The organism is Streptacidiphilus melanogenes, assembly GCF_000787835.1.
In the GTDB taxonomy this organism is placed as follows: Bacteria; Actinomycetota; Actinomycetes; order Streptomycetales; family Streptomycetaceae; genus Streptacidiphilus; species Streptacidiphilus melanogenes.
The window spans coordinates 19,660-28,731 of sequence record NZ_BBPP01000056.1; the positions used below are offsets into that span (position 1 = coordinate 19,660).

Annotated in this window: 8 protein-coding genes; 3 read left to right on the forward strand and 5 right to left on the reverse strand. The window is 70.0% G+C overall.

Annotated features, from left to right (window positions below):
- The 5 genes from TR49_RS35395 to TR49_RS35415 form a co-directional block, all read right to left on the reverse strand.
- Nucleotides 1-231: a hypothetical protein gene (locus TR49_RS35395; RefSeq protein WP_042389599.1), complete on the reverse strand. Its 231-nt coding sequence runs from the start codon at nt 229-231 to the stop codon at nt 1-3.
- 45 nt (nt 232-276) lie between these two features.
- Nucleotides 277-921 (reverse strand): hypothetical protein, encoded by a 645-nt coding sequence (locus TR49_RS35400; protein ID WP_042389601.1) that lies wholly within the window; start codon nt 919-921, stop codon nt 277-279.
- A 16-nt stretch (nt 922-937) separates the two neighbouring features.
- Entirely contained in the window at nt 938-1,825 is an 888-nt protein-coding gene (locus TR49_RS35405) for an HAD family hydrolase (RefSeq protein ID WP_042389602.1), read from the reverse strand.
- Nucleotides 1,826-2,099: 274 nt separating this feature from the next.
- Nucleotides 2,100-3,056, reverse strand: a complete 957-nt coding sequence (locus tag TR49_RS35410) for a magnesium transporter CorA family protein (protein WP_042389604.1) — start codon at nt 3,054-3,056, stop codon at nt 2,100-2,102.
- Between the two features lie 264 nt (nt 3,057-3,320).
- Nucleotides 3,321-4,778, reverse strand: a complete 1,458-nt coding sequence (locus TR49_RS35415; protein ID WP_042389606.1) for an NCS2 family permease — start codon at nt 4,776-4,778, stop codon at nt 3,321-3,323.
- Nucleotides 4,779-4,923: 145 nt separating this feature from the next.
- On the opposite strand from TR49_RS35415, the gene TR49_RS35420 reads away from it, so the two are divergent.
- The 3 genes from TR49_RS35420 to TR49_RS35430 form a co-directional block, all read left to right on the forward strand.
- Nucleotides 4,924-5,220 carry a DUF2530 domain-containing protein gene (locus TR49_RS35420; RefSeq protein ID WP_236653674.1) on the forward strand — a complete coding sequence of 99 codons (297 nt, stop codon included), beginning with the start codon at nt 4,924-4,926 and terminating at the stop codon, nt 5,218-5,220.
- 19 nt (nt 5,221-5,239) lie between these two features.
- The gene (locus tag TR49_RS35425; RefSeq protein WP_084725762.1) at nt 5,240-7,678 is read left to right on the forward strand and encodes a cation-translocating P-type ATPase; all 2,439 of its coding nucleotides are present in this window, start codon (nt 5,240-5,242) and stop codon (nt 7,676-7,678) included.
- A gap of 40 nt (nt 7,679-7,718) precedes the next feature.
- Nucleotides 7,719-9,072 (forward strand): DUF2079 domain-containing protein (locus tag TR49_RS35430; RefSeq protein ID WP_152627624.1); only part of this gene is annotated, 1,354 nt, incomplete at its 3' end.

A 9,072-nucleotide genomic window follows, 5' to 3' on the forward strand; every position in this document is an offset into this window, starting at 1 on the left:
CTACCCAACCGTCCCGGGTTCGGCGGCGAGCTCAACCCAGGTCTCGTAAGCCCGAATGATGTCAGGCCCGCATGGAAGGCGGTGACTGACCCAACGTCGGCCGACCACATACAGTCCGAGCCGAATCAGAGCAGCATCCTCGCGCTCGGTCGCGAACTCGCGCTCGCACCCGTCGGCGTCGGTGACACCGAAGTAAACGATCTCGAACTCGTCGTGAACGCTGGTGATCACGCCTTCGTGGACGTAGTCCGGCGGGCCGGCCTCGCCCGGGCCCGGTCAGTTACGGGTGGGCCAGGTCCGGAGGAGCTTGCGGGCGGCTCCGCTGTTTCCGAGTTGGTAGACGGCGACGGCGGCCGGGCGGACGGTGAAGGCGTCGAATGGCTCGGACTCGATGGTCCTGAGGTCGTCGAGGGTGGCGAAGCCGACGGTGATGTGGGCCTGGTACCGGCCGGGCCCGATCTGGGCGGGGACGTAGCCGTTGACCCAGTCGAGGGTGCTCTGGCTGATGTCCTCGCCGGGGTCGGTGACGAAGGCGGCGGCCGTGCCGCCGGGCTCGGTGAACGGGGAGATCGCCGCCAGCAGCGCAGCCTGGAAGTCGAGGACCTGCGGGCCGGGCTCGAGGAGGATGCCCGCGAGGCCCTGGCCGGGCACACCCCAGTCGGCGTGCCTGATCGCGACGGCCCGGTAGGAAAGGGCGCCGGTGTCGGGCGCGGCCAGGGTCCGATGGACGGCGTCGTACGCGTCGTCCAGGTCGGCCGTCCGGACGTAGCGCTGGAGGGTGGTGATGTGCGGTTGGTGGGAGGCATCCAGGGCGAAGCCACCCGGGACGCTCTCGCGCATCCGGGCGTTCCAGGCGCGGGCGTGCCGCACGGTCGTCTCGTCCGGGTTGACGAGCACGTCGACGGCGGTTAGGTCGTCCATCGCGTCCTCCTCGTCGTCAGAACAGGGCCGTCCAGTCGTTCTTCATGCTCACCACGGTCCAGCCAAGCTGCTCGGCGACGGTCAGCGATGCCTCGGCGCCCTTGGTGTAGGCGTACTCGCGCTGGTCGTCGTCGTGGCGGACCAGCAGCGCGAACGCGGCGCTTCGGAGCATCTCGATGTCGACGTCGGCGTTGCCGCCCGCGAAGGCGGGCAGCCGACCCGTGTGCGCGAAGATGTGCTCGGGCTTACCCGACCCCAAATCCAGACCGCCGAGAAGGTCGCGGGAGCGGACGATCCTGCCGTCGGTATAGCTGTAGGCGGCCGCCGAGCCGATGACGTTCTCCTTCAAGATCCCCCAGGTGTCCTCCGAGAACACGCGCATGAAGTCGCGGCCACCGCCCGAGCACACGAATACCCGGAACCCGTTCGCCCGCAGCAGGTCGAACAGCTCCAGCATCGGCCGGTAGACCAGCTCCACGTACGGGACGCCGAACCGGGGGTCGCGCACCGTCCTGGTCCACTCGCGAACCCGCGCGTCGAACTCCTCGGGCGTCGTGCCCGCCCACGACCGGGCGAACGCCTCAAGCAGGGTCGCCACCGCCTCGGGCTCCTGTGTCGCCAAGCCTTCGAAGAACCCCTGGTCCTGCTCCACGAGCGCCTTGTACGGCTGCCGCGCCGCGAGCGAGGGGTCGGCCTTCACCTCCGCCTCCCAGGCCCGGAACACGAAGTCGAACTGCGGTGGCATCGGCTGCTCGACCCAGAGCGTGCCGTCGTTGTCGAACGTGGCGATCCGCTCGGCCGGCTCGACGAACGCCGGCCCTGGTGTCGTCGCCTTGTGGACGTAGTCCAGGATCGACCGCTTGGCCGGGCCCTCGTTCCAGCTCGCCAGCACCTGCTCGGTCACAGGCCACTCCTCGGCTCGGCGGTCACCCGGCCCTCGTGGCGGCTCAAGGCAGTCATGAAGCCATGGTCACCCCGGAACGCAGAGGACGCCCCCTCGGACATGCCGCGCGGCACCGCCTCGGGAGGGCCCCTGAGCGTTACGTCGGCCTCCGCCAACAGCACATTCGAAGGCCGGCGAGTCCGCTCGGCCCTCCGCTTGGGGGATGCCCTGAGGTCGGAGCACTACGCAGAGCTAATCGTGGTCTCATGGCAGCTCCCCAGGACCGTGGCGGTCATCAAGTCCACCTACGGCGCCTGAGGACGAAGACAGTGACCAGGACACAGGCCACGTTCAGTCCCACGCTGAGGATCAGGAAGGCAGCCCAGCCCTTTTCGAAGGTGCCCGTGAGGACGTTGAAGTTCTCACCCCAGAATCCGGCCAGAAACGAGATGGGCAGGAAGATGGTGGCCACAGCGGCAAGCCGACGGCTCACCACTGCGAGGTGATTGCCCGCCAGCGACGCCTGCAGGCCCAGCAGCGTGATGCACCGCTCCTCGATCGCGGTGAGGTCAGCCACGACCCGCTGCAGCTCGTCGCTGAAGTCCTCCACGTACAGCTGAGTGTCCGGGGTGGCACCAGGCAGGGACATCACCAGTGGCATCCGTGCCGCCAGCTCTCGGCCCGGCCGCAGGATATGGCGCATCGACGCGGCCTGATGCCGGATGGCGGTGAGCTCGGTCAAGTCGTCGTCGTCAGCCTCACGGAGCATCCGCTGCTCCAGCGCGTCCAACCGTTCGTCCAACCCCAGGACGAACGCAGGAAACGGGGCGTGCAGCGCGCTCAGCAGGCGGTGCAGCGCCCGGATGGGCTGGGCTTCCAGCAGTGGCCGCACGGAGGCTTCCCGGCGCAGGGCATCAAGGGCAGGGCTCGGGGCCCGGTGCAACGTGATGAGGAACCCGGGCGTGTAGTAGCAGTGCACCTCGACCGGCTGGCGCCGCTCCTCGTCGAGCCCAAAACTGGCGATCATGGCCACGTTGCCGTAGATCTGCAGCTTCCCCTGCTGACCGAACTGTTTGGAGTCCTCCACAGCCAGCGGATGCAGTGCCAGGCGGGCGGCGAGCCGGTCGATGACTTCATCGGTCGGGTTCTCGATGTCGAGCCAGAACGGCTGGCCCGCCTCGACGAGCTGCTCGACGACCGACAGCGAGGGTCCCTCAGTGATCTCGATGCCCTGATCGATCCAGCTGCGCACGCAGACAGGTTAGATTGCCGTCTTCCCAAAGAGCCGGATTTCCCACTGGCTCGTCAGGAGGATGCGGATCGGCCGCCACCAGACCAGGGCGCCAAGGGCCAGGCGCGAACAGGGCCGGTCGCGGCTTACCGGGCTCCTGTACCTCGGTGAACGGACCGCCCTGGGCAGCAGCCGCGCCGGCCCCGCCGCCCAACGCCGCACGGCAAGGGCCCGCCTCCCAGGATCAGACTGGAGGCGGGCCCTTCGACTGTGCTCAGGCGCAAGTCACTGCCCGATCCCCAGCGCCGGCATCAGGTAGTAGAACGTGAACACGCCCGCCACCGCATACAGCGCCACCGGCACCTCACGCCAGCGCCCCGTCGCCACCCGCAGGATGCAGAAGACGATAAAACCGATCCCGATTCCGTTCGTGATCGAATACGTGAACGGCATGATGATCATGGTCAGGAATGCCGGGATGGCGATCGTGAAGTCCGACCAGTCGATCTCCTTGATGCCGCTGGCCATGATCAGGAAACCGACGACGAGGAGGGCCGGGGTGGCCGCCTGGCTGGGGACCATGGTGGCCAGGGGGGTGAGGAAGAGCGCGGCGACGAAGAAGAGGCCGGTGACCACGGAGGCGAGGCCGGTGCGGGCGCCCTCGCCGACGCCGGTGGTGGACTCGGCGAAGCAGGTGCCCGCGGAGCTGGAGGTCGCGCCGCCGGTGAGGGTCGCGATGCCGTCGATCATCAGGACCTTGTTCATGCCCGGCAGGTTGCCCTGCTTGTCCAGGAGGTGGGCCTCCTCGGCGACACCGAGAACGGTGCCCATGGCGTCGAAGAAGCAGGACAGCAGGACGGTGAAGACGAACAGGATGCCGGTCAGCACGCCGACCTGACCGAAGCCGCCGAAGAGCGAGACCTTGCCGAGCAGGCCGAAGTCCGGGGTGGCGACGGCGCTGTGCGGGAGGGCGGGGACGGTGAGGCCCCAGCTCTCGGCGGGGATCTTGGCGACCTTGTCGACGATCATCGCGAAGACCGTGGCGACCACGATGGAGATCAGGATCGCGCCCGGGACCTTGCGGACCATCAGGATCAGGGTGAGCAGCGTGCCCACGATGAAGACCAGAGTCGGCCAGCCGTTGAGGTGCCCGTTGCCGCCGAGCTGGAGTGGGACGGTGGTGTGGGCGGCGTCCGGGATGCGGGTGACGAAACCGCCGTCGACCATGCCGATCAGCGCGATGAAGAGGCCGATGCCGATGGCGATGGCCTTGCGCAGGCTCAGCGGCACGGCGGCCATGACGCGCTCGCGCAGGCCCGTGGCGACCAGCACCATGATCGCGATGCCGGCGAGCACGACCATGCCCATCGCGTCCGGCCAGGTCATCTTCGGCGCGAGCTGCAGCGCCACGACGCTGTTGACGCCGAGGCCGGCCGCGAGCGCGATCGGGACGTTGGCGAAGACGCCCATCAGCAGCGTGGTGAACCCGGCGGTGATGACCGTGGCGGTGACCAGCTGACCGCTGTTCAGGTGGTGGCCGAATTTGTCCGTCGCCGAGGAAAGGATGATCGGGTTCAGCACGATGATGTACGCCATCGCAAAGAACGTTGCGGCGCCGCCGCGGATCTCACGGCCGAAGCTGGAGCCCCGCTCGGAGATCTTGAAGAACCGGTCCAGCCCGCTGCGGGGCGTGTGGGGTCCGGGATCGGCGGGCGCGGTCGTGGCAGGGGCGGCCGAGGTCATGGAGAGGACTTCCGGATTCGGGCGGGAGTTCGAGCGCGTCCAGTATCAAATAAACAAAAAGTTTTAGCCATCTGCGCGCGTAGACTGTGCAAACCTCTAAACAAAGGGCGCTCCGAGGCGTCGCGGTACGCTCAGCCCTGTGAAGATGCCCGGCCTGATGAAGCAGACGACCAAGCTCCCCTCCGCCCCGCCGATGGAGGCGAACGACGTCGCCATCGTGACCGGCGGCACGGTGGTGTGGCTGATCGGCTTCCTCGTGCTGTTGCCCTTCCACTCCTCCATGGCCGCCCACGGCCGGGGTGACTGGCAGTGGATCTGCCTGGCCGGATTCGGACTCGGGCTGATCGGCATCTGGTACTGCCGCGCCCGGCGCGACGCGATCCGCCGCGACGCCGCGCGGCGCGACGCGGAACGGCGTGCCCAGCAGGCGCCGGAGCAGTAGCCAACCTAGGGTCGGCCGTATGACCAGCACGCTCCCGACCCTCACCGGACTGACGGACGCCGAGGTCGCGGAGCGTGTCGCCGCGGGTCAGGTGAACGACGTCCCGCTCCGGTCCAGCCGGTCGACCGCCGAGATCGTGCGGGCCAACGTCTTCACCCGCTTCAACGCGATCATCGGCACGCTCTTCGTGGTGATCCTGGTGGTCGGACCGATCCAGGACGGGCTGTTCGGCTTCATCATCGTCGCCAACACCGGCATCGGGATCGTGCAGGAGCTGCGGGCCAAGCAGACACTCGACAACCTGGCCGTGATCGGCGAGGCGAAGCCCCGGGTGCGGCGCAACGGGCGGAGCACCGCGGTCAGCAACAGCGAGATCGTGCTGGGCGACCTGGTCGAGCTGGGGTCCGGGGACAAGATCACCGTCGACGGCCAGGTGGCCGAGGCCGAGAGCCTGGAGGTCGACGAGTCGCTGCTGACCGGTGAGGCCGACCCGGTGCTCAAGCAGGCGGGCGACCCGGTGCTCTCGGGCAGCTTCGTGGTGGCCGGCGGCGGGGCGTTCGCGACCACCAAGGTCGGGCGCGAGGCGTACGCCGCGCAGCTGGCCGAGGAGGCGAGCCGGTTCACCCTGGTCGAGTCGGAGCTGCGCAGCGGCATCGACACGATCCTGCGGTTCGTCACCTATCTGCTGATCCCGACGGCGATCGGGCTGATCCTGAGCCAGCTGTACGTCTCGGGGAGCGACCTGCGCGAGGCGATCCGGCGCATGGTGGCGGGCATCGTGCCGATGGTGCCCGAGGGCCTGGTGCTGCTGACCTCGGTGGCCTTCGCGATCGGCGTGGTCCGGCTGGGCCGCAACCAGTGCCTGGTGCAGGAGCTGCCCGCGATCGAGGGGCTGGCCCGGGTCGACACGGTGTGCCTGGACAAGACGGGCACGCTCACCGAGGGCGGCATGGACGTCGAGGAGGTGCGTCCCCTCGACGGCGCGGGCCGCGAGGAGGTCGCGCGGGCGCTCACCGCGCTCGGCACGGCGGACCCGCGTCCCAACGCCAGCCTCCAGGCGATCATCGACGCGCATCCGGTCGGCGCCGGTGAGGTGGACCTCTGGGAGGTGGAGCAGGCCGCCGCCTTCTCCTCCGCGCGCAAGTGGTCCGGGGCGGAGCTGCGGGAGGACGGCGGCGGCGTCGGGACATGGCTGCTGGGCGCGCCGGACGTGCTGTTGCCGGCGGAGAGCCCGGCGCTGGCGGAGGTGGACCGGCTCGGCGCGCAGGGGCTGCGGGTGCTGCTGCTGGCGCGGACCCCGACGCCGCTGGACGCGCAGGACCCGGCGGCGGGCTTGGTGCCGCGGGCCCTGGTGGTGCTGCGACAGCGGGTGCGCCCCGACGCGGCGGACACGCTGCGCTACTTCGAGCGGCAGAACGTCTCCGCCAAGGTGATCTCCGGCGACAACGCGCTGTCGGTCGGCGCGGTCGCGGGCTCGCTCGGGCTGCCGGGCGCGCAGGACCCGATGGACGCGCGGCTGCTGCCGAAGGCCTCCGTGGAGCCGGAGGAGCTCGCGGATGCGGTCGAGGGCCACTCGGTCTTCGGCCGGGTGTCGCCGCAGCAGAAGCGGGACATGGTCGGCGCGCTGCAGTCGCGCGGCCACCACGTGGCGATGACCGGCGACGGCGTCAACGACGTGCTGGCGCTGAAGGACGCGGACATCGGCGTGGCGATGGGCTCGGGCAGCGAGGCGACCCGGGCGGTGGCGCAGATCGTGCTGCTGGACAACCGGTTCTCGACGCTGCCCCTGGTCGTCGCCGAGGGACGGCGCGTGATCGGCAACATCGAGCGGGTCGCCAATCTGTTCCTGGTGAAGACGGTCTACGCGGTGCTGCTGGCGCTGGCGACGATCGTCTGCCGGGTGCCGTACCCCTTCCTGCCGCGGCACTCCACCGTGCTGAGCGCGCTGACCATCGGCATTCCGGCGTTCTTCCTGGCGCTCGCGCCGAACAACGAACGGGCGCGGCCCGGGTTCGTGCGGCGGGTGCTGCGCTTCGCGATCCCGGCGGGCGTGATCGCGGGCGCGGCGGCGTTCACGGCGTACATGCTGGCGCGCGCGAACCACGCGACGGGCCAGGTCGCGGACACCTCGACGGCGACGCTGACGCTGTTCGTCGTGGCGCTGTGGGTGCTGGCGATCATCGCGCGGCCCTTCGCGCTGTGGAAGGTGGTCCTGGTGGCCCTGATGGCCCTCGGCTTCGTGCTGGTGATGACCGTGCCGTGGGCGCAGAACTTCTTCCAGCTGCAGCTGGAGGGCTGGCGCGATCCGGTCACGGGCGCCGTGATCGGGGTGGTGGCCGGGGTGCTGCTGGAGATCGTCTGGCGGTGGATCAACATCGGCCTGCCGCAGGAGTCGACCGTGCGGGCGCGGCGTCGGCGGGACGTGTCGCCCGAGGAGCGGCTCGACTCACAGGAGTAGACCCTTCTGCGAAGCCTGCCGCGCCGGTACCGTGCGGCGGGTGAGCCAGGACGCCACCTCAGCCGACCGCGCGACCGCGCGGATCCCCGCCCAGCGCGGGGCCGTACGCCCACGCCGACGGCTGGTACCGAAGCGCGCCACCTGGCCGTACCTGCTGCTCGGCCTCTTCTTCTGCGTCGGCTACTCGATCGTCGAACTGAGCCGGTACCTGCACGACGGCTCGATGTCCTGGGACACCGCGATCTTCGTCGAGGAGGTCCGGCAGTACGCGGCGTTCCACGCGCCGATCGTGCACATCAAGGGCGCGAACGCGAACATCCTGGGCGACCACTTCAGCCCGATCATGGCCCTGCTGGCCCCGCTGTGGTGGCTCCTCCCGTCGACGGTGACGCTGCTGCTCGCCCAGTCCGCGCTGTTCGCGAGTTCCGTGACGGTCGTGGCCGCGACGGCCGGACGCTTCGTCTCCCGCGCCAAGGCGCTCTGCCTCGGCGCGGCCTACGGGCTCTCCTGGGGGCTGCAGCGCGCCGTGGACTTCGACGTCCACGAGATCGCCTTCGCGGTGCCGATCCTGGCGGTGGTGCTGCGCAACGTGCTGCTGCGGCGATACCACCGGGCCGCGTTCTGGGCGCTGCCGCTGACGCTGGTCAAGGAGGACCTGGGCGTCACCGTCGCCGCGATCGGGCTGCTGCTGTTCCTGCTGCGGGAGCGGGCGCTCGGGGTGATGCTGGCGGTGTTCGGCCTCGGCATGACGGCGCTGACGGTGTGGGGCGTGATCCCGCACTTCAACACGTCGGGCGCGTACGGCTACCGGGACAAGCTCCCCGGCGGCGGTTGGACGCACGCCCTGGCCGGCCTGCTGAGCCCGGCGGACGTCAAGCTGTCCACACTCGGCATGCTGCTCGGCATCACGGGCTTCCTCGCGCTGCGCTCACCGCTGCTGCTGGTGGCGCTGCCGACGCTCGGCTGGCGCTTCGTCTCCTCCGATCCGGACTACTGGGGCACCGGCTGGCACTACAACGCGGTCCTGATGCCGGTCCTGTTCCTGGCCCTGGTCGACGCGATCCGCCGACTGCACGAGCGCGAGGACGCGCCGGGCTGGCTGCGCGGCTACGCGGAACGCGCCGTGGTCCCGGCGGTGACGGCGGTCGCGCTGGCGCTGTGCGCGACGCTGTCGCTTCCAGCCACGTCGCTGTTGCGGCCCTCGACGTACACCTCGACGCCACGCAGCGACGCGATCTCGCGGGCGTTGGAGCTGGTACCGGACGGGGCGGTGGTGGAGTCCAACATCACCGCCATGTCGCGCCTCGCCGCCCGCACCGACCTGTACTGGCTGGGCGGCGCGGCGGCCGCGCCGCAGTACCTGGTCCTGGACCTGTCCTACGGCTGGTCGCCGT

Bases quoted from the DNA above. Each gene is read 5' to 3' on its own strand.
- TR49_RS35400 (WP_042389601.1), bottom strand. From the start codon at position 921: ATGGACGACCTAACCGCCGTCGACGTGCTCGTCAACCCGGACGAGACG.
- TR49_RS35415 (WP_042389606.1), bottom strand. From the start codon at position 4,778: ATGACCTCGGCCGCCCCTGCCACGACCGCGCCCGCCGATCCCGGACCC.
- TR49_RS35420 (WP_236653674.1), top strand. From the start codon at position 4,924: ATGCCCGGCCTGATGAAGCAGACGACCAAGCTCCCCTCCGCCCCGCCG.
- TR49_RS35425 (WP_084725762.1), top strand. From the start codon at position 5,240: ATGACCAGCACGCTCCCGACCCTCACCGGACTGACGGACGCCGAGGTC.